This window comes from Oerskovia gallyi (genome assembly GCF_014836745.1).
Taxonomy (GTDB): domain Bacteria; phylum Actinomycetota; class Actinomycetes; order Actinomycetales; family Cellulomonadaceae; genus Oerskovia; species Oerskovia paurometabola.
On sequence record NZ_JACSQE010000018.1, the window covers coordinates 60,292 to 82,256 of the forward strand.

At 73.5% G+C, this 21,965-nt stretch carries 12 protein-coding genes; 8 read left to right on the forward strand and 4 right to left on the reverse strand.

The annotated features are described in order from the left end of the window. Nucleotides 1-4 precede the first annotated feature (4 nt). A complete protein-coding gene (locus tag H9640_RS18350; protein WP_191792213.1) occupies nt 5-814 on the reverse strand; it encodes an electron transfer flavoprotein subunit beta/FixA family protein in 810 nt (269 codons plus the stop codon). A 181-nt stretch (nt 815-995) separates the two neighbouring features. Here H9640_RS18350 and glgX point away from each other — a divergent pair, with 181 nt between their 5' ends. Further along, nucleotides 996-3,290: a glycogen debranching protein GlgX gene (gene glgX / locus H9640_RS18355; protein ID WP_318243842.1), complete on the forward strand. Its 2,295-nt coding sequence runs from the start codon at nt 996-998 to the stop codon at nt 3,288-3,290. A gap of 86 nt (nt 3,291-3,376) precedes the next feature. Next, the gene (locus H9640_RS18360) at nt 3,377-5,149 is read left to right on the forward strand and encodes an FAD-binding dehydrogenase (protein WP_191792215.1); all 1,773 of its coding nucleotides are present in this window, start codon (nt 3,377-3,379) and stop codon (nt 5,147-5,149) included. A 43-nt stretch (nt 5,150-5,192) separates the two neighbouring features. Here the strand turns inward: H9640_RS18360 and H9640_RS18365 are convergent, their stop codons facing one another. Next, nucleotides 5,193-5,957 (reverse strand): hypothetical protein, encoded by a 765-nt coding sequence (locus tag H9640_RS18365; protein ID WP_191792216.1) that lies wholly within the window; start codon nt 5,955-5,957, stop codon nt 5,193-5,195. A 386-nt stretch (nt 5,958-6,343) separates the two neighbouring features. Between H9640_RS18365 and H9640_RS18370 the strand changes: the two genes are divergently transcribed. Continuing rightward, complete coding sequence (locus tag H9640_RS18370; protein WP_191792217.1) at nt 6,344-7,174, forward strand: hypothetical protein; 831 nt, start codon at nt 6,344-6,346, stop codon at nt 7,172-7,174. A 71-nt stretch (nt 7,175-7,245) separates the two neighbouring features. Here the strand turns inward: H9640_RS18370 and glgP are convergent, their stop codons facing one another. Beyond that, nucleotides 7,246-9,831 (reverse strand): alpha-glucan family phosphorylase, encoded by a 2,586-nt coding sequence (gene glgP / locus H9640_RS18375; RefSeq protein ID WP_191792218.1) that lies wholly within the window; start codon nt 9,829-9,831, stop codon nt 7,246-7,248. 212 nt (nt 9,832-10,043) lie between these two features. Between glgP and H9640_RS18380 the strand changes: the two genes are divergently transcribed. The 5 genes from H9640_RS18380 (at nt 10,044) to glgB (ending at nt 20,824) form a co-directional block, all read left to right on the forward strand. Beyond that, nucleotides 10,044-12,155 carry an alpha-1,4-glucan--maltose-1-phosphate maltosyltransferase gene (locus H9640_RS18380; protein WP_404821907.1) on the forward strand — a complete coding sequence of 704 codons (2,112 nt, stop codon included), beginning with the start codon at nt 10,044-10,046 and terminating at the stop codon, nt 12,153-12,155. After that, on the forward strand, nt 12,152-13,951 hold the full coding sequence (gene treS, locus H9640_RS18385) for a maltose alpha-D-glucosyltransferase (RefSeq protein ID WP_191792220.1): 1,800 nt from the start codon (nt 12,152-12,154) through the stop codon (nt 13,949-13,951). The genes H9640_RS18380 and treS overlap by 4 nt, the downstream gene beginning before the upstream one ends. A 33-nt stretch (nt 13,952-13,984) precedes the next feature. Then, complete coding sequence (locus tag H9640_RS18390) at nt 13,985-15,547, forward strand: phosphotransferase (RefSeq protein ID WP_191792221.1); 1,563 nt, start codon at nt 13,985-13,987, stop codon at nt 15,545-15,547. A gap of 159 nt (nt 15,548-15,706) precedes the next feature. Next, a complete protein-coding gene (locus tag H9640_RS18395) occupies nt 15,707-18,457 on the forward strand; it encodes a glycoside hydrolase family 2 protein (protein WP_225227465.1) in 2,751 nt (916 codons plus the stop codon). 72 nt (nt 18,458-18,529) lie between these two features. Beyond that, entirely contained in the window at nt 18,530-20,824 is a 2,295-nt protein-coding gene (glgB, locus tag H9640_RS18400; RefSeq protein ID WP_191792222.1) for a 1,4-alpha-glucan branching protein GlgB, read from the forward strand. Between the two features lie 85 nt (nt 20,825-20,909). Here glgB and H9640_RS18405 read toward each other — a convergent pair whose 3' ends face one another. Further along, on the reverse strand, nt 20,910-21,860 hold the full coding sequence (locus H9640_RS18405; protein ID WP_191792223.1) for a tetratricopeptide repeat protein: 951 nt from the start codon (nt 21,858-21,860) through the stop codon (nt 20,910-20,912). Nucleotides 21,861-21,965: the final 105 nt, after the last annotated feature.

Consider the following 21,965-nt stretch of genomic DNA (forward strand, 5'->3'; position numbering starts at 1 on the left):
CCTCTCAGACCAGGTCGTTACGGATGAGGAACTCGGCCAGCGCGCGGCCGCCCTCGCCCTTGTCGACGACGACCTCGACCTCGGGACGCGGCGGGCGCGGCGTGGCGGCGAGGACGCGGGTGCGGGCTCCGGCGTCACCCACGGTCGCGGGGTCGAGCCCCAGCTCAGCGAGGTCCCAGACCTCGATCGGCTGCGTCCGCGCGGCCATGATGAGCTTGAAGTTGGGGAAGCGCGGCCAGTTGGCGTGGTCGGTCACGCTGACCACGGCGGGCAGCGGTGCCGAGAGCACCTCGAGCGCGTCGTCCAGCTCGCGCGTGACCTGGGCCGTGCGGGCAGCGGTGTCGACCTCGAGCTTGCCCGCGAGCGTGAGCTGCGGCAGGTCGAGCTCGGCCGCGAGCAGCACGGGGACCACGGACCCCAGCCCGTCGAGGGCTGCCATCCCCGTCAGGACGAGGTCGACCGGCCCCTCTTCCTCGAGCTTGCGGATCGCCGCGGCGAGCGTGGCGACGGTCCCGAAGTAGTCCGAGCCCGCGAGCGCCTCGTCGCTCACGCGCACGCCGCGTCCGACGCCCATCTGGTAGGCCTTGCGGATCGCGGTGTCGGCCTCTGGGCCGGCCATGGTCAGGACGACGACCTCGGAGGTCTCCTGCTCGGCCTCCGGCAGCGACTCGACGATGCGCAGCGCGGCCTCGATCGCGTTCTCGTCGAGCTCGTTGAGGGTCCCCTCCTCGGACGATCGCACCACTCGTCCGGCGTCGAACCGCCGGTCGGCGTGGATATCGGGAACGTACTTGACGGCGACGACGATCCTCATCGTGATGTGCTCCGTGGTTGGGACGACGGTGGACCCGGGTGGTACCCGCACGCCACAGCCCTCCGTGGAAGGTGTGGCACAGGCGAAACCCTACCGGGCAGCGCCGCGCAACCGGGTGAGATCTCGCGCACGACCACCTGGTGAGCACGAGCCGTCCACATGCGGGCCGCACAATGGAGAGGTGCAAGCGCTTGCCCCCTCCCCCCGCCCCCGTCCCTCGCACGGCCCGGTCCCCCGGCTCGGTGTCCATCTCGCCGGTGACGGCGTCGACGTCGCCGTGCTCGCCTCGCACGCGAGCGCTGTGCACCTGTGCCTGCTCGACGTCTCGGCCGACGGCGAGATCCACGAACGGCGCGTGGCTCTCGGCGGGCCGGTCCACGGCGTCTGGCACGGGCACGTGCCCGGGGTGCGCGAGGGGCAGCGCTACGGCTTCCGGGCCGAGGGCCCGTGGGACCCTGCGGCCGGCCTCCGGTACAACCCCGCGAAGCTGCTCCTCGACCCGTACGCGCACGGGATCGTGGGCGTGCTCGACGACGACCCGTCCACGCGCGGTCACGTCGCCGAGCGGGACGCCGCGGGCGCGCTCGTCGGTGACGTCCGCGGTCCGGCCGACCCCCGCGACTCGGCGCCGCACGTGCCGCACGCGGTCGTCGTCGCGCCCCGCACGGGGCACGAGCCCGTGCGCCGTCCGCACGTGCCGTGGGTCGACACCGTCGTCTACGAGGCCCACGTCCGCGGCCTGACCATGCAGCTCGACGCCGTGCCCGAGCACCTGCGCGGCACCTATGCGGGGCTCGCGCACCCCGCGACGATCGCGCACCTGAAGTCGCTGGGCGTCACGACGGTCGAGCTGCTGCCGATCCACGCGTTCCTCACCGAGCCGCACCTCGTGGCCCGGGGCCAGACCAACTACTGGGGCTACTCGACCGCGGGCTTCTTCGCCCCCCACGCCCCGTACGCGACGCGCGCCGCGCAGGAGGCCGGGCCCGGCGCGGTCATCGACGAGGTCCGTGGCATGGTGCACCTGCTGCACGAGGCCGGGCTCGAGGTCCTCCTCGACGTCGTGCACAACCACACGTGCGAGGGCGGCGCGGACGGCCCGCACCTGTCGTGGCGCGGCCTCGACAACCCCGTCTACTACCTGCACGACGGCGCGTCCCCGGCCGAGCTGGCGGACGTCACCGGGACGGGGAACAGCCTCGACTTCCGGCGCGCGCGCGTGGTGCAGATGACGCTCGACTCGTTGCGCTGGTGGGCGCAGGAGGTCGGCGTCGACGGCTTCCGCTTCGACCTCGCCGTGACCCTGGGCCGCGGACCCGCCGGGTTCGACCCCGACCACCCGTTCCTCGTCGCGCTCCAGACCGACCCGGTCCTCAACGGCCTCAAGCTCGTCGCGGAGCCGTGGGACGTCGGTCCGGGCGGGTGGCGCACAGGGCAGTTCCCCGCGCCGTTGGCCGAGTGGAACGACCGCTTCCGGGGCGCGGTGCGGCAGTTCTGGCTCGCCGACCCGCGCGAGGCCTCGCACGGGCGCCCGGGGCAGGGCGTGCGCGAGCTCGCGACCCGCCTGGCCGGGTCGGCGGACCTCTTCGGGCACAGCGACCCGCCGCTCATGCGCGGGCCGGTGGCGTCGGTCAACTTCGTGACGGCGCACGACGGGTTCACGCTCGCGGACCTCGTCGCCTACGAGCACAAGCACAACGAGGCCAACGGCGAGGGCAACCGCGACGGCAGCGACGACAACCGGTCCTGGAACCACGGGTTCGAGGGGCGCGTCGAGAACGAGGAGATGAGGATCGAGGGCTTCGAGCCGGGGCTCGAGATCGCGCCTCTTCGCCGCCGCTCGATCCGCAACCTCATGGCGACCCAGGTCCTGGCGGCGGGGACGCCCATGCTCACGGCCGGCGACGAGATGGGACGCACCCAGCGCGGCAACAACAACGCGTACTGCCAGGACGGGCCGGTGTCGTGGGTGAGCTGGGACCTGTCGCCCTGGCGCAAGGACCTGCTCGCGACCACGGCCTACCTCCTGGAGCTGCGCCGCGAGCACGCGGCGCTGCGCAGCGAGACGTTCTTCCACGGCCGGCCCCGGCACTCGGCGCAGGACGCGGTGCCGGACCTCGCGTGGTTCGACGCCGCGGGCTGCACCCTCGACCACGCGGCCTGGCACGACCCCGGGTTCCGCGTGCTGCAGATGCTGCGCACCGGGCCGAGAGCGGGCGACCGCGACGTGCTCCTGGTGCTCAACGGAGCGCTCGACACGGTCGAGGTGACGCTCGCGGACGTGCCGGGGCGCTCCGCCCCCGGGGCGGCCGAGGGGGACGGTGCCACCGCGTGGGTGCTTGCGTGGGACTCCGACTGGGAGCACCCGACCGAGGGCGGCGACGCCGCGCCCCCCGGCCCGCACGAGGCCGGAGGAGCGCCCGGGACGGCCCTCCTGGAGCCGCTCAGCCTGCAGGTCTATCTCTCGCCGAGGTAGAGGGTTCGCGTCGGGGGTAGGGCTGGGCCTCTCTCCCGACGACTGCCCCCTACCTCGCGGCGGGGCGCGGGGTCTAGTCTCTGCGCATGAGTGACAACGACGTCAGCATCCCTTCCGCGAGCAACGCCGTCCCGTCGGGCACGCCCGCCCACGGGAGCGCTCCCAGCCGGTCCGGCCCTGATCGTGCCGAGGTGATCGTGGTCGGCGCGGGACTCTCGGGCCTCGTCGCCGCGACCGAGCTCACGGCCGCGGGGCGCCACGTGATCCTGCTCGACCAGGAACCTGCCGCGAGCCTGGGCGGCCAGGCCTACTGGTCCTTCGGCGGCCTCTTCCTGGTCGACTCCCCCGAGCAGCGCCGCATGGGCGTCAAGGACACGCCCGAGCTCGCGCTCGACGACTGGCTCGGGTCGGCGGACTTCGCCCCCGGCGCCGCCGACGGCGAGGGTCCCGACCGCTGGGGCTACGCCTGGGCGCGCGGCTTCGTCGACTTCGCGGCGGGCGACATGCGCTCGTGGCTGCACGCCAAGGGGGTGCGCTGGTTCCCGCTCGTCCAGTGGGCAGAGCGCGGCGGCTACCCCGCGGGCGGCCACGGCAACAGCGTGCCCCGTTTTCACGTGACCTGGGGCACCGGCCCCGGCGTCCTCGAACCCTTCGTCCGCGCGGCCCTCGACGCCCGGGCAGCCGGTCTGCTCGACATCCGGTTCCGTCACCGCGTGACCGACCTCGTCGTGACCGACGGCGCCGTCACCGGCGTGCGGGCCGAGATCCTGGCCGACGACCCGGCCGAGCGCGGCGCCCCCTCGGTGCGCGACGTCGTGGGCGAGGTCGAGCTCTCGGCGAGCGCCGTCGTCGTCTCCTCCGGGGGGATCGGCGCGAACCACGACCTGGTCCGTGCGCACTGGCCCGCGTCTGCGGGCGTGCTGCCCGCGCGCATGCTCTCAGGAGTGCCGGACTCGACCGACGGACTGCTGCTCGGCATCACGCGCGACGCGGGTGCGGCCCTGGTGCACGAGGACCGCATGTGGCACTACCCCGAGGGCATCGCGAACCACTCCCCCGTGTGGACCGACCACGGCATCCGCATCCTGCCCGGCCCGTCGTCGCTGTGGGTCGACGCGCACGGGCACCGACTGCCCTCGCCCCTGTTCCCCGGCTTCGACGCCCTGGGATCGCTCCAGCACGTCACGGCGCGCGGCGACGACCACTCCTGGTTCGTGCTCAACAAGGCGATCATGGAGAGCGAGTTCGCGCTGTCGGGCTCGGAACAGAATCCTGACCTGACCGGCCGGAGCGTGCGCCTGCTGGCGCAGCGCGTGCTGCCGGGGGCGGTCGGGCCCGTGGCGCGGTTCGCCGCCGAGTCCCCCGAGTTCGTGTGGGGTGCGAACCCGACCGAGCTCGCGGCCGGCATGAACGCCCTGACCGACGCGACCCCCGGGGCCCGCGGCCACATCGACGCGGGAGAGCTCGAACGGCTCGTGCGGCTGCGCGACGACCAGGTGCGCTCGGGGCTCGGCAAGGACCACCAGGTCGTCGCGACGGCCATGGCCCGCAAGTTCTTCGTGGACCGCGTCATCCGGGTGTCGCCGCCGCGTCCGCTCACGACGCCCAAGGACGGCCCGATGCTGGCGGTGCGGCTCTCGGTCCTGACCCGCAAGACGCTCGGCGGTCTGCACACCGACACCGACGGTCGCGTGCTGCGCCCCGACGGCTCGGTGTTCGAGGGCCTGTACGCGGCGGGCGAGGCCGCCGGGTTCGGGGGCGGCGGCGTGCACGGCCACCGGGCGCTCGAGGGGACGTTCCTCGGGGGCTGCCTGTTCTCGGGGCGCACGGTAGGGCGCGCGCTCGCGCGGATCCTCTAGGTCGGCGGAGCGGCCCGGGTCCGCAGGCGGAGGACCGCTCCCGTCACCAGTCCGCGGGCATCTGCACCGGGTCGTCCGGGCTCACGCGCGACGCGCGCAGCCCGGGCACCCCGAGCAGGGCGGCGACGAGCTCCTCGCTGCCCCCGAGGTCGGTGGCCACGGTGTCGAGCTCGGTGCACACGAACCACGACCGGTCGTCCGGCCACCACAGCGTGGGCGACTGGTCGAGCGACGCGAACGCCGCCGCAGCCGCGAGCGGGCCGTGCCACAGGTGGTAGTCGCGGTGCGGCAGCGCGAGCGTCGGGGCCGTGGGCCGCTCGACCTGGTGCGCTGCCCGCATCGCTCGCAGCCGGGCCTCGGCCTGCGCCTGCGCGAGCGCGAACGACGACCCCGGCGCGTCCCCCTCGCCCACGTCGTCGATCGCGTACGTCAGCGCAGCGAACGACGTCGAGTCCTCGGGCCGCGTCCCGTGGTCGTACAGCCACCCGTACCCGGTCCACAGCGCGAAGTGGCAAGGCTGGTCGCCCGTGAACGGCGCGAGGGCGTCGAGGAGCAGGTCCATCTGCTCGGGACCCGCCTGGTCGCTCCGACCCAGGTAGAGGGACCCCATGGCCTCGTCCTCGTCGGACCACGCGGGCACGTCGGGGACGCGCGCGTACGCGGCATAGCCCGACGAGACGCAGGACCCGACCGTCCCCCACCCGCCCAGCCGAGGCCCGATCCAGTCACCGGCCGACGCGTCGTCGTCCCACGCGACCCCGCCGAAGGGCGGGGGACGGTCGGGGAGGTGAGCGGCGTCGTCGGGCATGAGGCGAACGTAGCCGCGGCGAGGCCGCCCGGCCAGCGCACGCCCACGCCGGTACGCTCCCCGCATGACCCCGCCCGACCACGCCCCTCCCCCCGGTCCTCCGGCCGCCGGGCCGGACGTGGCCCACCTCGACGTCGCCGGGGTGGTCTTCCGTCGAGATAGAACCTACTGCGTGAGATAGAACGCGCTGCGTACTACCTCGACCAGGACGTTCTACTTCGCCCGCGGGTCGTCCACAGATACCCAGTCGCCCCACCCTGTTCCCGTCGATCACCGGCACGCTGAGCGGCATGGGAAGAACAGAGGCTGCTCGTCGGGTCCCACCCGCGTTGCGGTACGAACCAGCGACCCGGGCCCGGCTCGAGAAGAGCCGACGCGAAGGACAGGTGGTCCGTGTCCGACCGGGGGTCTACCTGCCGCTCCCCACCGGAGAGGGCCACGCGCTCCGACGCGAGGCCGAGGTGCTCGCGAGCGTCCGAGGGGTCGTGGAGAGGCTCACCACCTCCTACTGGCTGAGCCACGAGACCGCAGCGCTCCTGTGGGGGTGCTGGACCTGGAGGCTCGGGCGGCTGGTCCATGTGACGCAGCTCGCGAATCCCAGCGTGCGCCGCGACGCCGACCCGACCATCCGACGACACTGGACTGCCTTGCCGGAACGGGACCGGAGCGACCTGGACGGTGTCCCGGTCACCTCCCTGGAGCGGACCGTCGTCGACTGCGCTCGTTCGCTGCCGGCCCCCAGCGCCCTGGTCGTCGCCGACTCTGCCCTGCGTCTCGGTGCCGAGGTCCGGCTGCTCGACCAGATCCTCGACGAGTCGGCGGGAAAGCGCGGAGTGGTCCAGGCGAGGCAGATCCTCCAGCTCGCCGACGCTCGGTCCGAGTCCCCCGGCGAGACCCTGGTGCGTTGGGCCGCCCTCGACGTCGGCCTGCCGCCCCTCGTCCCTCAGTTCCCCGTCATCACCTGGCGCGGCGAGTTCCGGCTCGACCTCGCCTGGCCCGAGCTTCGCATCGGGCTCGAGTTCGACGGCGCGGTCAAGTACGCCGGAGGCATGGGCGATCCCCGAGAACGGCTGCTTGCCGAGAAGAGACGCGAGGACGCCCTCCGGGAGTCGGGGTGGACCATCCTTCGCGTGACCTGGGAGGACCTGAAGGATCCCGAGCGCCTCGCGGGTCGGCTCCGCGCGGCCAGACGGCTGGCTCGCGAACGCTCGACGTAGTACGCGCCGCGTGAAGTAGAACGTAGGGGGTTCTACCTCACGCGGCGCGTACTACTTCGGCGCCGAGGTGGTCAGGCGTTCGCCACCAGCCCCAGCTCCGCGACGCTCGCCAGCCCCTCGTGCTTGGGCACGATCCGGATGGTGTACCCGAACGGTCCCGACGCCTCGAGGCGCACCGACCCGGCGAACGCCGCCCGGCCCGCCTCGTACGTCTCGGCGAGCGCGAGCGGCTCGGCCGTGAACGACTCGATCACGTCGGCCTCGGTCACGCGGCCGTGGACCACCTGCACCTCGACGTCGCCGGGTGCCAGGTCTCCGAGCGACACGTAGGCCTTGACGGTCAGGAGGTCCCCGACCTGCGGCACCTCGCGGATCCCGCTCGACTCGACGTGGTCGACGCGCACGTGCGACCAGTCCCCGCGCACGTGCGCCTTCCATGCCGCGAGCTCGCGTGCGGGCTCGAAGCCCGGGGCGTTGAGCGTGCGACCAGCGACCGCGGCGGGCCCGTAGAGGCGGTGCACGTAGTCGGCGACCATGCGCGTGGCCTGGACCTTGGGGCCGAGGGTCGCGAGCGTGTGCCGCACCATCTGGAGCCACCGGACGGGCACACCCCGCTCGTCACGGTCGTAGAACCGTGCCGCGACCTGGGTCTCGATGAGGTCGTACAGTGCCGCTGCCTCGAGGTCGTCGCGGCGGTCGGTGTCCTCGACGCCGTCGGCCGTGGGGATGGCCCAGCCGTTCTCGCCGTCGTACCACTCGTCCCACCACCCGTCGAGGATCGACAGGTTGAGGCCGCCGTTGAGCGCGGACTTCATGCCCGACGTGCCGCTGGCCTCGAGCGGGCGCAACGGGTTGTTGAGCCACACGTCGCAGCCCGGGTAGAGCGACTGCGCCATGCCGATGTCGTAGTTCGGCAGGAACACGATGCGCCCGCGCACGTCGTGCTCGTCGGTGAACCGGACGAGCTGCTGGATGAGCCGCTTGCCCTGGTCGTCGGCGGGGTGCGACTTGCCGGCGACGATGAGCTGGACGGGCCGCTCGGGGTCGAGCAGCAGCGAACGCAGCCGGTCGGGGTCGCGCAGCATGAGCGTCAGGCGCTTGTACGTGGGCACGCGGCGCGCGAACCCGATGGTCAGGACGTCGGGCGAGAGCGCGTCGTCGACCCAGCCGAGCTCGGCGGGGCTGGCCCCGCGCTCGCGCCAGGACCTGCGCAGCCGGTTGCGGGCCTCGTCGACGAGCTGTCCGCGCAGCTCGCGGCGCATGCCCCACAGCTCCTCGTCGCTCACCCCGGCGGGGTCGAGCCAGCCCGACGACGCAGCGTCGGCCGTGAGCTCGTCGAGCCCGAGGCGCTCGGCCTCGAGGGTCGCCAGGCGCGGGTCGACCCACGTGGGCGAGTGCACGCCGTTGGTCACGGACGTGATGGGGACCTCGCGCGAGTCGAAGCCCGGCCACAGGCCGTTGAACATGCCGCGCGAGACCTCGCCGTGCAGGAGGGACACGCCGTTGGCGCGGCCGCCCAGGCGCAGGCCCATGACGGCCATGTTGAAGACGGTGGGGTCGCCGCCGTCGTAGTCCTCGGCGCCCAGCGCGAGGACCTGGTCGACGTCGATCCCGGGGATCTGGTTGTCGCCGCCGAAGTACTGGCCGATGAGGTCGCGGCCGAAGCGGTCGATGCCCGCGGGGACGGGCGTGTGGGTCGTGAACACGGTCGCGGCGCGCACGGCCTCGAGGGCTGCGTCGAACGTCAGCCCCGCGCCGGTCACGAGCTCACGGATGCGCTCGACGCCCAGGAACCCGGCGTGCCCCTCGTTGGTGTGGTAGACCTCGGGCTCGGGGGCGCCGGTCAGGTGCGACCACAGGCGCAGCGCGCGCACGCCGCCGACGCCGAGCAGCAGCTCCTGCTGGAGCCGGTGCTCGCCGCCGCCGCCGTAGAGGCGGTCGGTGACCTTGCGCGCGGCCTCGTCGTTGCCGGGGACGTTGGAGTCGAGCAGCAGCAGCGGGACGCGCCCGACGGCCGCGACCCACACGTGCGCGTGCAGGACGCGCCCCCCGGGCAGGTCGATCGAGACGCGCGCGGGCGTGCCGTCGTCCTCGCGCAGGATCGTCAGGGGCAGTCCGTCGGGGTCGAGCAGCGGGTAGGTCTCGACCTGCCAGCCGTCACGCGTGAGGGACTGGCGGAAGTAGCCCGCGCCGTAGAGCAGCCCGACGCCGACGATGGGCACGCCCAGGTCGGACGCGCTCTTGAGGTGGTCGCCCGCGAGGATGCCGAGGCCGCCCGAGTACTGCGGCAGGACCGAGGTGATGCCGTACTCCGGGGAGAAGTAGGCGATCGCCTGCGGGAGCTCCTCGCCGCCCGCGGCCTGCTCCTGGTACCAGAGCGGGTCCTGGAGGTAGCGGTGCAGGTCGGCTGCGGCCGCGCGGACGCGGCCCACGAACTCCTGGTCGGCCGCGAGCGCCGCGAGGCGGTCGGGCCCCAGGGCGCCGAGGAGCGCCACGGGGTCGCGCTTCACGGACTCCCACAGCTGCGGGTCGATCCCGGAGAAGAGCTCGCGCGTGGCGGTGTGCCAGGACCAACGCAGGTTGAGGGACAGCTCGTCGAGGTCGTGCAGCTCGGCGGGCAGGACGGTGCGGACGGTGAAACGTCTGATCGCTCTCACGGGTCCGACAGTACGCAACTGTGGGCCGCTGTACACCCTCTACCTGCCGTGTGCTCGCGACGGGCTCAGGGCGTTTCACCCGCCGGCAACCCGTCGGCAACCTGTCGGCTTCCCGTCTGCGAGCGGTCGGCCGGGCAGCCGCGCGCCACGGGTTGCGCGCCACGCCCGCCCAGCGGGTGCCGCACATCGCCCGCGCTCGATACCTTGTGCTCGTGCCTGAGAACTCCACGAGCCCCGTGACCCCCGCGCCGGCGCCCCGACCGACCGCCCCCTCGATCGTGTCCTCCATCGCCCCGGCGACGGTCCCGCTCGCTCCTCCGATCGCCCCCGCCGCCCCGATCGGGCGCATCCCCGTCGTCGAGGTGTCGCCCGTGGTCGAGGGGGGCCGCTGGCCCGCGAAGGCGGTGGTGGGCGAGGTCGTCCCGGTCGAGGCCACGGTCTTCCGCGAGGGGCACGACGCCGTCGCGGCGACCGCGGTGCTCGTCGCCCCGGACGGCTCGGACCACTCGTGGGCGCGCATGGTCGACGTCGCTCCGGGACTCGACCGGTTCCGGGCGACGGTCTCCCCCGACTCCCCGGGTGAGTGGTCGTTCCGCGTCGAGGCGTGGTCCGACCCGTACGGCACGTGGGCGCACGACGCGGCGATCAAGGTCGCGGCGGGCATCGACGTCGAGCTCATGCTCGCCGAGGGCGTCGCGCTCTTCGAGCGCATCACCGCCCTGGAGGGCCTGAGCCCGCGGGACGCGAAGACCCTGCACGACGGCGCCGCGGCCCTCGCGGACCCGTCGCGCCCTTCCCCGGCGCGGCTCGCGGCAGCCCTGTCGCCCGAGGTGCGCGACGCCCTGGGCCGCACTCCCCTGCGGGACCACGTGACGCCGTCGGGCACGTATCCCCTGCGGGTGGACCGGCCGCTCGCGCTCGCCGGTGCCTGGTACGAGATGTTCCCCCGCTCCGAGGGCGCGCGGCGCCTCAAGGACGGGACGTGGCGTTCCGGGACGTTCACGACCGCGGCCAGGCGGCTGCCCGCGATCGCCGCGATGGGCTTCGACATGGTCTACCTGACGCCCGTGCACCCCATCGGGACCACGCACCGCAAGGGCCGCAACAACTCGCTCACCGCACTGCCGGGCGACCCGGGCTCGCCGTACGCGATCGGCTCGAAGGACGGCGGGCACGACGCGATCCATCCCGAGCTGGGCACCGAGCGCACGTTCAAGGCGTTCGTGAAGGAGGCCCGGCGCCTGGGCATGGAGGTCGCTCTCGACCTCGCGCTCCAGTGCTCGCCCGACCACCCGTGGGTCACCGAGCACCCCGAGTGGTTCACGACGCGCGTCGACGGCTCGATCGCGTACGCCGAGAACCCGCCCAAGAAGTACCAGGACATCTACCCGCTCAACTTCGACAACGACCCGGCGGGCATCTACGCCGAGGTGCTGCGCGTCGTGCGGGTGTGGATCGCGCGCGGCGTCACGGCGTTCCGCGTCGACAACCCGCACACCAAGCCCTTGCCGTTCTGGGAGTGGCTGCTCGCGGAGGTCCGCGCGACGAACCCCGAGGTGATCTTCCTGTCGGAGGCGTTCACCAAGCCCGCGATGATGCACACGCTCGCACGCATCGGGTTCCACCAGTCGTACACGTACTTCACGTGGCGCAACGAGAAGACCGAGCTCGCGGAGTACCTGACCGAGGTCTCGGGGCCCGCGGGGTCCTACATGCGCCCGAGCTTCTGGCCCACGACGCACGACATCCTGCCGCCCTACCTCCAGCACGGCGGTGTCGCCGGTTTCGCGGTGCGGGCCGTGCTCGCGGCGCTCGGGTCCCCGACGTGGGGTGTCTACTCGGGCTACGAGCTCGTCGAGAACGTGCCCCGCCCCGGGGTCGAGGAGCAGATCGACAACGAGAAGTACGAGTACAAGCCGCGCGACTGGGCGCTCGCCGGGGAGATCGGCATCTCGACGCTCCTGACGACCCTCAACGACGTGCGCCGCGAGCACCCTGCGCTGCGCCAGCTGCGCAACCTCACGGTCCACCCCACGACCAACGACCACGTCCTCGCGTTCTCGCGGCACCTGCCCGAGCGCGTGTCGCCGGACGGGACGGTCGTGCCGGCCGACACCGTGATCGTGGTCGTGAACCTCGACCCGTGGGGCACGCAGGAGTCGATGGTCCACCTCGACCTCTCCGCGCTGGGCCTGGCGCCCGAGCAGCAGTTCGTCGCGCACGACCTGCTCTCCGGCGCCTCGTACGGGTGGGGCCAGGACGTCTACGTCAGGCTGGTCCCCCAGGAGCAGGTGGCGCACGTCATCCACGTGAGGACGCCATGAGCAGCTCGCCGTTCTCGGCCCGCGCCGCAGGGCCGGCCGCCCGCGCCGCGGGGCCCGCCGCGGGGCCTGCCCCCGTCGCCCCGACGACCGCGCCCCTGCCCGTCGGCGCCCTGCCGGTACGCCGCCAGCCAGAGGCTCCGTCGGCGCAGCGCTCGGGGCTCTCGGCGGACCCCGCCTGGTACAAGACGGCCGTGTTCTACGAGGTCCTGGTCCGCGCGTTCTCGGACTCCTCGGGGGACGGCTCGGGCGACCTGCGCGGGTTGATCGAACGCCTCGACTACCTCCAGTGGCTGGGGATCGACGCCTTGTGGCTGCCCCCGTTCTACCCGTCGCCGCTGCGGGACGGCGGGTACGACGTCGCCGACTACACGGCCATCGCGGGCCAGTACGGGTCGATGGCCGACTTCACCGAGCTCATCGCCGAGGCGCACTCGCGCGGCATCCGGATCGTGATCGACCTGGTCATGAACCACACGAGCGACCAGCACCCGTGGTTCCAGGCGTCGCGCGCCGACCCCGAGGGCCCGTACGGCGACTTCTACGTGTGGAGCGACGACAACACGCGCTACCAGGACGCGCGGATCATCTTCGTCGACACCGAGACGAGCAACTGGACGTTCGACCCGGTCCGGCGCCAGTACTTCTGGCACCGGTTCTTCTCGCACCAGCCGGACCTCAACTTCGAGAACCCGCGCGTCGCGGACGCGATGCTCGACGTGACGAGGTTCTGGCTCCAGGTGGGCGTGGACGGGTTCCGCCTCGACGCGGTCCCGTACCTGTTCGAGGCCGAGGGCACGAACTGCGAGAACCTTCCCGAGACGCACCGGTTCCTGCGGCGCGTGCGCGAGATGGTCGACGCCGAGTTCCCGGGACGGATCATCCTCGCGGAGGCGAACCAGTGGCCCGCGGAGGTCGTGGACTACTTCGGCACCGAGGAGGAGCCGGAGTGCCACATGTGCTTCCACTTCCCGGTCATGCCGCGCATCTTCTACGCGATCCGCGACCAGCGGGCCAACCAGATCGTCGACATCCTGCGCGACACCCCGCCCATCCCTGCGGGCGCGCAGTGGAGCACGTTCTTGCGCAACCACGACGAGCTGACGCTCGAGATGGTCTCGACCGAGGAGCGCGCGTCGATGTACGGGTGGTACGCGCAGGACCCGCGCATGCGCGCGAACGTCGGCATCCGCCGCCGCCTGGCGCCGCTGCTCGACAACTCGCGCAAGGAGGTCGAGCTCGCGCACGCGCTGCTGCTGTCGCTGCCGGGCAGCCCGTGCCTGTACTACGGCGACGAGATCGGGATGGGCGACAACATCTGGCTGCCGGACCGGGACGCGGTCCGCACGCCCATGCAGTGGACCCCGGACCGCAACGCGGGCTTCTCGACCGCCGACCCGGGCAAGCTGTACCTGCCCCCCATCCAGTCGCTCGTGCACAACTACGGGTACGTCAACGTGGAGAACCAGCTCGCGCAGCCGACGTCGCTGCTGCACTGGGTCCACGGCATGCTCGCGGTGCGCAGGCTGCACCCGGCCTTCGGGGCGGGCGAGCAGGTCACGCTCAGCACGGACAACGAGTCGGTCCTCGCGTTCCTGCGCCGCAACGAGGCCGAGACCATCCTGTGCGTCGCGAACCTCTCGGCGACCGCGCGCACTGCCACGATCCACCTGCCCGAGCACGCGGGCGCGACCCTGACCGACGTGTTCGGCGGGGCGACGTTCCCCTCGGTGGGCGAGGACGGCGACGTCGTGATGACATGGGGTTCGAGGGACTTCTACTGGCTCACGGTGTCGTAGGACGCCCTGACCTGCCCGGCAGAAGGAGCTGACGTGGTGCCGAAGACCGTCTCGTCCTCGCCCGTCGTGTCGCGCCCCGGGCCGCTCGGGTCGGCGCAGCGCGTCCCCGTCCCGGACGCCCGCTTGCTCGGGCTCCTCGACGCGTGGCTGCCCGCGCAGCGCTGGTACCCCGTCAAGGGCCTCGCGGTGCGACACGTGCCGTGGATGAGCTTCGCGCTCACCGAGCGCTGCACGCTGCACCTCCTGCGGATCGTGGGTGACGGGGTGGACCTGGTGATCCAGGTTCCCCTCGTCGTGACGCCTGCTGGCGGGCTCCCGGCGGGCCTCGGGCCTGCGGACGCGCGTCCGGCGGGGGCTTCCGGGGCGTCGGGCACCGCGGGCACGGGCCGCGCGCCTCTCCCGGGCCTGGTGGGGTTCGTCCCGGAGCCGGACCGGCGACCGGACGGGGTACGGGGTGGGAGCGGGGCGAGCGACCCCGAGGGTTCCGCGGCCCCGCTCGCGGTGCACGACGGCGCCACGCACCCCGACCTGTGGGTGGCCCTCCTGGGCGCGCTCGAGCAAGCGGGCGACGCGCGCCAGGACGGTCGCGACCGTCCGGTCGACCTGACGGGTGCCCGGATGGTCGGCGGCGAGCAGTCGAACTCCTCGGTGATCCTGCCGGGGGTCGCGGGCGGTTCGATCCTCAAGATCCTGCGGACGATCGCGATCGGCCCCAACCCGGACGTCGTGGTCCCCGACGCGCTCGCCCGCGTGGGGTGGACCGGTGTGCCGCGCCCGCTCGGCTGGGTCGAGGCGACGTGGGAGCCGCTCGACGTGCCGGCGGGCGCTCTGGCCCTGGGCCCGGCGAGGACCGCGCACCTCGCGGTGCTGAGCGAGCTCGTCACGGACGCGCGCGACGGGTTCGAGCTCGCGTGCGCCTACGCGGCCCAGGACACCTCGTTCGCCGACCTCGCGGCCGACCTCGGCCGGACGCTCGCGACCATGCACCGGGCGCTGCGCGAGGCACTGCCGACCGGGCCACCGCTCGAGGCGGGCTGGCTGCTGGGCGACCTGCGCCGTCGGGCACGCGAGGCCTGTGCCTCGTCCGCCCCTCTCGGGCGACGCGCCGCGCAGGTCGAGGTGTTCCTCGACGGCGTGGCCGAGCGACTCGCCCGCGAGGAGGCGCCGCCTCCCGTGCTCCAGGCGATCCACGGCGACATGCACCTGGGGCAGGCCCTGCACGCGCTCGGCGACGGCTGGAAGATCCTCGACTTCGAGGGCGAGCCGCTGCGGCCCGTGGCCGAGCGCACGCGCCCGGACCTGCCACTGCGCGACGTCGCGGGGATCGTGCGCTCGCTCGACTACGCGGCGGCGGTCGGCGGGGCGCGCTCACCCCGGTGGACGACGACGGCGCGCACCGCGTTCGTCGAGGCGTACCGGCGCGCGATCGGCGACGACGACGGGACCGCCGGGCTCTCGGACGCGACGACCGAGGCGCTGCTGCGCGCCCTGGTCCTCGACAAGGCGCTGTACGAGGTCGTGTACGAGTCGCGCAACCGCCCGGCGTGGGAGCCGATCCCGCTCACCGCGGTGGACCGGCTGCTGGGCGGACGGTAGCCGCGCGGCCGGCCGTGGGCGACGTGCCGTCGCCGACCGCTGCGCAGGAAACCCACCGTCACCAGGCATGATGGTGACGCGGTTCGACGACGACCCCTCACTCTCTGGAGCTTCCCCGTGACCTCGGCCCCGGCCTCTGCAGACCTCGCGCCCTCGACGATGACAGCGCTGACATCCCTGCCCGCCCAGACCCCTGGCACCGAGACCGGCGCGCCGAGCCCGACCCGCCGTGAGCTGCACACGGGCTGGACCGTGCGCGCCGTCGCCGGCCCCGTCCCCGCACACCTCGCCGAGCAGGTGCACGCGCCCGTGCCCGCGTCCGTGCCGGGGACGGTCCACACCGACCTCCTCGCGGCCGGGATCGTCCCCGACCCCTACCTCGACGACAACGAGCACGTCCTCGCGTGGATCGGCCGCTGCGACTGGGAGTACCGCACCACGTTCGAGTGGGCCCCCGACGGGCACGAGCGCCACGACCTCGTCGCCGACGGACTCGACACCGTCGCGGCCGTGACCCTCAACGGGCACCTGCTCGCCGAGACCGCGAACCAGCACCGCACCTACCGCCTGCCCGTCGACGAACACCTGCGACCCGGTACCAACGAGCTCGTCGTGCGCTTCTCCTCGCCGCTCGCGTACGCCGCCGCGCAGAACGTGGCCATGGGCTATCGCCCCCACACCAACCCCCACCCGTTCAACGCGATCCGCAAGATGGCGTGCAGCTTCGGCTGGGACTGGGGACTGGAGACCGCGACGTCGGGCATCTGGCGCCCGCTCGCGCTCGAGGGGTGGACGGGCGCGCGGCTCGCGGCCGTGCGGCCCGTGGCGTCGGTCACCGGCGACGGGCACGCCCCGGCCTCGCCCGACGCCGCCGTCCCCGGCCGCCTCACGGTCCACGTCGACCTCGAGCGCTCCCCCGACGTCGACGGCCCGCTGGACGTCGCGGTCCACGTCGACGGGCTCGTCACGAGCGCCCGGGTCCCGGCAGGACAGGCCTCCGCGGTCGTCGACGTCGACGTCCCTGCCGTCCGGCGCTGGTGGCCCCGCGGGTTCGGCGAGCAGCCGCTCTACGAGGTCGCGGTCGAGCTCCTCGCCGCGCCGTCGGCCGAGGAGCGCGACGACCGCCAGGAGCACGAGCCGCGCGCCGCCGTCGGGCCGCTCGACGCGCACCGCCACCGCGTGGGCTTCCGCACCGTGCGCCTCGACATGCTCCCCGACGAGCACGACGGCGAGCCCGGCACGTCGTTCGTGATCGTCGTCAACGACCAGCCCGTGTTCGTGCGCGGCGCGAACTGGATCCCCGACGACGCCTTCCCGCACCGCGTGACGCGCGAGCGGTACGCCGCGCGCATCGCCCAGGCCGAGCAGGCGAACGTCAACCTGCTGCGCGTGTGGGGCGGCGGGATCTTCGAGGCCGACGACTTCTACGACCTGTGCGACGAGCGCGGCATCCTCACGTGGCAGGACTTCCTCTTCGCGTGCTCGACGTACGCCGAGGAGGAGCCGCTGCGCAGCGAGGTCGAGGCCGAGGTGCGCGACAACGTGACCCGCCTGGCCCCGCACCCGAGCCTCGTGCTGTGGAACGGCAACAACGAGAACCTGTGGGGCTTCCACGACTGGGACTGGCAGCCGCGCCTCCAGGGCCGCACGTGGGGCCTGGGGTACTACACCGAGCTGCTGCCCGCGCTGCTCGCCGAGCTCGACCCGGGCCGCCCGTACACGCCGGGCAGCCCGTGGTCGGGCACGCTCGACCTGCACCCCAACCTCGACGCGCACGGCTCGGTGCACGTCTGGGACGCGTGGAACCGCCAGGGGTACGAGGTGTACCGCGACCACGTCACGCGCTTCGTCGCCGAGTTCGGCTGGCAGGGCCCGCCCACGTGGTCGACCCTGCGCGACGCCCTGTCCGACGAACCGCTCACACCCGAGTCCCCCGGGATGCTCGTGCACCAGAAGGCCGCGCAGGGCAACGACAAGCTGACCGACGGCCTCCTCCCCCACTTCCCGCTGCCCGACGACATGGACGACTGGCACTGGGCCATGTCCCTCAACCAGGCGAACGCCATGACGGTCGGGATCGAGCACATGCGCTCGTGGAGCCCGCGCTGCGCGGGCGCGATCGTGTGGCAGCTCAACGACTGCTGGCCCGTCACGTCGTGGGCCGCTGTCGACGGCGCCGGTCGCGCCAAGCCCACGCTCTTCGCCCTCGCCCACGCGTACCGCGACCGCCTGGTCACGGTCCAGCCCCGCAGGCCCGACGGCGGCGCGCCCGTCTCCGGCGACCCCTCGGCCCTCGCGGTGGTCGTCGTCAACGACTCGCCCGACCCGTGGAGCGGGACGCTCGTCCAGCGCCGCGTGCGCTACGACGGGACGGTCCTCGCCGAGGTGAGCACCGCCGTCGGGCTGGCGCCGCGCGAGACGCGCACGCTCCTGCTGCCGGACGCCGTCGCGACGGCCGCGAGCGCCCGCGACGAGCTGGTCGTCGTGAGCCTGGGCGACGAGCGCGGGCTGTGGTTCTTCGCGGAACCGCGAGACGGCGCCCTGGCCGACGACGGGCTGGACGCCTCCGTGCGGGAGGTCGCCCCCGACGCCCCGGTGCCGACGCCCGTGCCGGGCTCGATCCGCACGCCCGCTGCGGTCGGCGGGCCCGGAGGAGGTCGCCGGTACGAGGTCGTCGTCACGGCCCGGGCGCTCGTGCGCGACGTGGCCCTCCTGGTCGACAAGGTGCACCCGGAGGCGAGCGTCGACGACCAGCTCGTGACGCTCCTGCCCGGCGAGTCCGTGACGTTCACGGTGTCGGTTCCCGAACCGCTCGGGCGGACCGGGGAGTCCGCGCTGACCGCCCGCCGGGTCCTGCGCACGGCGAACCAGCTCGTCGCGGGACCGTCGACACCGGGCGCGGACCGGTGAGGGCGGGGTGAGCGCGTGCCCGTGCGGCGCGGGGAGTACGCACGCACCCCGGCGACGTGGAAAGGTTGGGCCATGACCGGGTCATCGACACCTCCGAGCAGCTCCCTCCCACCGCTCCCCGTGGTGCCGGCCGATCCGGTCGCGCTCGCGGCCGTCGCCCAGGGCCGGGCAGTCGACCCCCACGCGGTGCTGGGCCCGCACCTGACCGCGGTGCCCCTCCCGGGCGGCCGGACCGGGGGCGCCGCCACGGTGCGCGTCCTGCGTCCGCTCGCGGACGAGGTCGCGATCATCACCCTCGACGGCGAGTTCGCCGCGACGCACGAGCAGGACGGGATCTGGGTCGCGGTCGTGCCCGCGGCGGTCGACGAGCCCGCGCACGGCGCCCCGACCCCGCCCGTGCTGCACGCCCCCGACTACCGCGTCCGCGCACGCTACGGCGAGACCACGACCCTCCTGGACGACCCGTACCGCTTCCTGCCGACGCTCGGCGAGATGGACCAGCACCTGGTCCGCGAGGGGCGCCACGAGGAGCTGTGGACCGTCCTGGGCGCCAACCCGAAGGTCTACCCGAGCGTGCTCGGCGAGCCCGGGGCGTCCGGGACCACGAGCGGCACGGCGTTCGCGGTCTGGGCGCCCAACGCCCGCGCGGTGCGGGTCATCGGCGACTTCAACCACTGGCAGGGCAGCACGCACGCCATGCGCTCGCTGGGCGACACGGGGGTGTGGGAGCTGTTCGTGCCCGGCGTCGGGCCCGGCACGCTCTACAAGTACGAGATCCTGACGGCGGGCGGGGCCTGGCTCCAGAAGGCCGACCCCCTGGCCAAGGGCACGCAGGTGCCGCCCGCCAACGCGAGCGTCGTCGTCGCGTCCGGGCACGAGTGGACCGACGACGCCTGGCTCGCCGAGCGCGCGGCCCGCGACCCGCACACGGGCCCCGTGAGCGTCTACGAGGTGCACCTGGGCTCGTGGCGCCAGGGCCTGAGCTACCGCGAGCTCGCCGACCAGCTCACGTCCTACGTCCTGGAGACCGGCTTCACGCACGTCGAGCTCATGCCCGTGGCCGAGCACCCCTACGGCGGCTCGTGGGGCTACCAGGTCACGAGCTACTACGCCCCGACCGCGCGCTTCGGCCACCCCGACGACTTCCGGTACCTCGTCGACACCCTGCACCGGGCCGGGATCGGCGTGATCCTCGACTGGGTCCCTGCGCACTTCCCCAAGGACGAGTGGGCGCTCGCGCGCTTCGACGGGACCCCGCTCTACGAGCACCCCGACCCGCTGCGGGGCGAGCAGCCCGACTGGGGCACCTACGTGTTCGACTTCGGTCGCAACGAGGTGCGCAACTTCCTCGTCGCCAACGCGACGTACTGGTTCGAGGAGTTCCACGTCGACGCCCTGCGCGTCGACGCCGTGGCCTCGATGCTCTATCTCGACTACTCGCGGGGCCCAGGCCAGTGGCACCCCAACGTCCACGGCGGGCGCGAGAACCTCGAGGCCATCGCGTTCCTCCAGGAGACCAATGCGACCGCCTACCGGCGCACGCCCGGCGTCATGATGATCGCCGAGGAGTCCACGGCCTGGCCCGGCGTCACACGTCCCACCGACGCGGGCGGCCTCGGGTTCGGCCTCAAGTGGAACATGGGCTGGATGAACGACTCGCTGCGCTACATCGCCGAGGAGCCCATCAACCGGCGCTACCACCACCACGAGATCACGTTCTCGATGGTCTACGCGTACTCCGAGCAGTTCGTCCTGCCCATCAGCCACGACGAGGTCGTGCACGGCAAGGGGTCGCTCTACGGCAAGATGCCCGGCGACGACTGGCAGAAGCGCGCGGGGGTCCGCTCGTTCCTGGCCTACCAGTGGTCGCACCCCGGCAAGCAGCTGCTGTTCATGGGCTGCGAGATCGCCCAGCACGCCGAGTGGAACGAGGCCGCGAGCCTCGACTGGGCCGGGCTGGGCGACCCCGGCAAGGCGGGCGTCCAGCGCCAGGTGCGCGACCTCAACGAGCTCTACCGGCGCACCCCCGCCCTGTGGGCGCTCGACCACGACCCTGCGGGCTTCGAGTGGCTCGACGCCGAGGACGCCGACCACAACGTCGTCGCATACCTGCGGCGCGACGCGGGCGGGAACCAGGTCGCCGTCGTCGTGAACTTCGCGGGTACCCCGCACGAGGGCTACCGCCTCGCCCTGCCCCAGGGCGGCGCGTGGCGCGAGATCCTCAACACCGATGCCGAGGTCTACGGCGGGTCCGGGGTCGGGAACCTCGGTGAGGTGCTGGCCGAGGCACGGCCCTGGAAGGGGCGGGCACACTCCGTGACGCTGCGCGTCCCGCCGCTCGGGGTGCTCTACCTGGCGCCTGCCTGACCACGTCGGGCTCCGCACCCGCGCACGACGACGGCCGGTCACCTCGCGGGAGGAGACCGGCCGTCGTCGTGCGCGGGCGCTGGCGTCAGTACAGGTTGATCGCCAGGAGCTGGCGGGCCTTGCCGACCCGGGGGTCGGCCGGGCCGAGGATCTCGAAGTAGTCGACGAGCCGACGGCGCAGCGTCTCCTTGTCCTCGGCGCTCGACCCGACGAGCAGGTCGAGCAGACGCCCGAAGGCGTCCTCGACCTTGCCGCCGAGGATGTCGAGGTCCGCGACGTCGAGCTGCGCCTGGAGGTCGGCGGGCCGAGCCGCGGCGGCCTCGCGCGCGGCCTGCAGGTCGAGGTCGCGCGTGCGCCGCAGCAGCCCCACCTGCGCGAGCCCCGCCGTGGCGAGGTGGTCGCGGGGGTCCTGCTTGATGGCCTTCTCGTACGCGGCGACGGCCGCGTCGAAGTCGTCACGCTCGATCGCGTCGTACGCCTCCTGGTGCAGGGGCGGCAGCTCGGGCTCGGGAGCCGCCTGCTCGGTCGGCGCCTCGTCACCCGCCGGGGCTCCCTGCGCGGGCGCCCGGCCCGTGACCCCGTTGCCCTCGGCGATCTGCAGCACCTGCTGCAGGACGGCGCGGATCTGGTCCCCGGCGGCGGCGCCCTGGAACAGCGGGACAGGCTGGCCGCCGACGATCGCCACGACCGTCGGGACGCTCTCGACCTGGAAGGCGGCGGCGATCTGCGGATAGGTCTGCGCGTCGACCCGGCCCAGGAGGAATCGCCCGGCGAACTCCTCCGCGATCGCGCCGAGCTCGGTGCCGAGCTGCGCGTTCGCCTGGTCGGTCGGGATCCAGAGCAGGACCACGACCGGGTACTGCGTCGAGTCCTGCACGAGCTGCGGGAACGACTCCTCGGTCACGTCGACGACGTACCCGCCGGCCTCGGGCGCACCACCGGGCGCGCCGGGCGGCGGGGCCGACGGACGGTTCAAGGACGACAGGTCGACGGCACCGCGCACGTCGAAGTTCGGCTGCTGGCTCGGTTGGCTCATGGCTACATCCTATGAAGAATCCGGCCGTGGGGGGGGGGGGGGGGGGGGGGGGGGGGGGGGGGGGGGGGGGGGGGGGGGGGGGGGGGGGGGGGGGGGGGGGGGGGG

What these genes read in the sequence shown, in the direction of transcription:
- H9640_RS18350 (WP_191792213.1), bottom strand. Translation starts at nt 814, where the DNA reads ATGAGGATCGTCGTCGCCGTCAAGTACGTTCCCGATATCCACGCCGAC.
- H9640_RS18360 (WP_191792215.1), top strand. Translation starts at nt 3,377, where the DNA reads ATGAGTGACAACGACGTCAGCATCCCTTCCGCGAGCAACGCCGTCCCG.
- H9640_RS18365 (WP_191792216.1), bottom strand. Translation starts at nt 5,957, where the DNA reads ATGCCCGACGACGCCGCTCACCTCCCCGACCGTCCCCCGCCCTTCGGC.
- treS (WP_191792220.1), top strand. Translation starts at nt 12,152, where the DNA reads ATGAGCAGCTCGCCGTTCTCGGCCCGCGCCGCAGGGCCGGCCGCCCGC.
- H9640_RS18395 (WP_225227465.1), top strand. Translation starts at nt 15,707, where the DNA reads ATGACAGCGCTGACATCCCTGCCCGCCCAGACCCCTGGCACCGAGACC.
- glgB (WP_191792222.1), top strand. Translation starts at nt 18,530, where the DNA reads ATGACCGGGTCATCGACACCTCCGAGCAGCTCCCTCCCACCGCTCCCC.
- H9640_RS18405 (WP_191792223.1), bottom strand. Translation starts at nt 21,860, where the DNA reads ATGAGCCAACCGAGCCAGCAGCCGAACTTCGACGTGCGCGGTGCCGTC.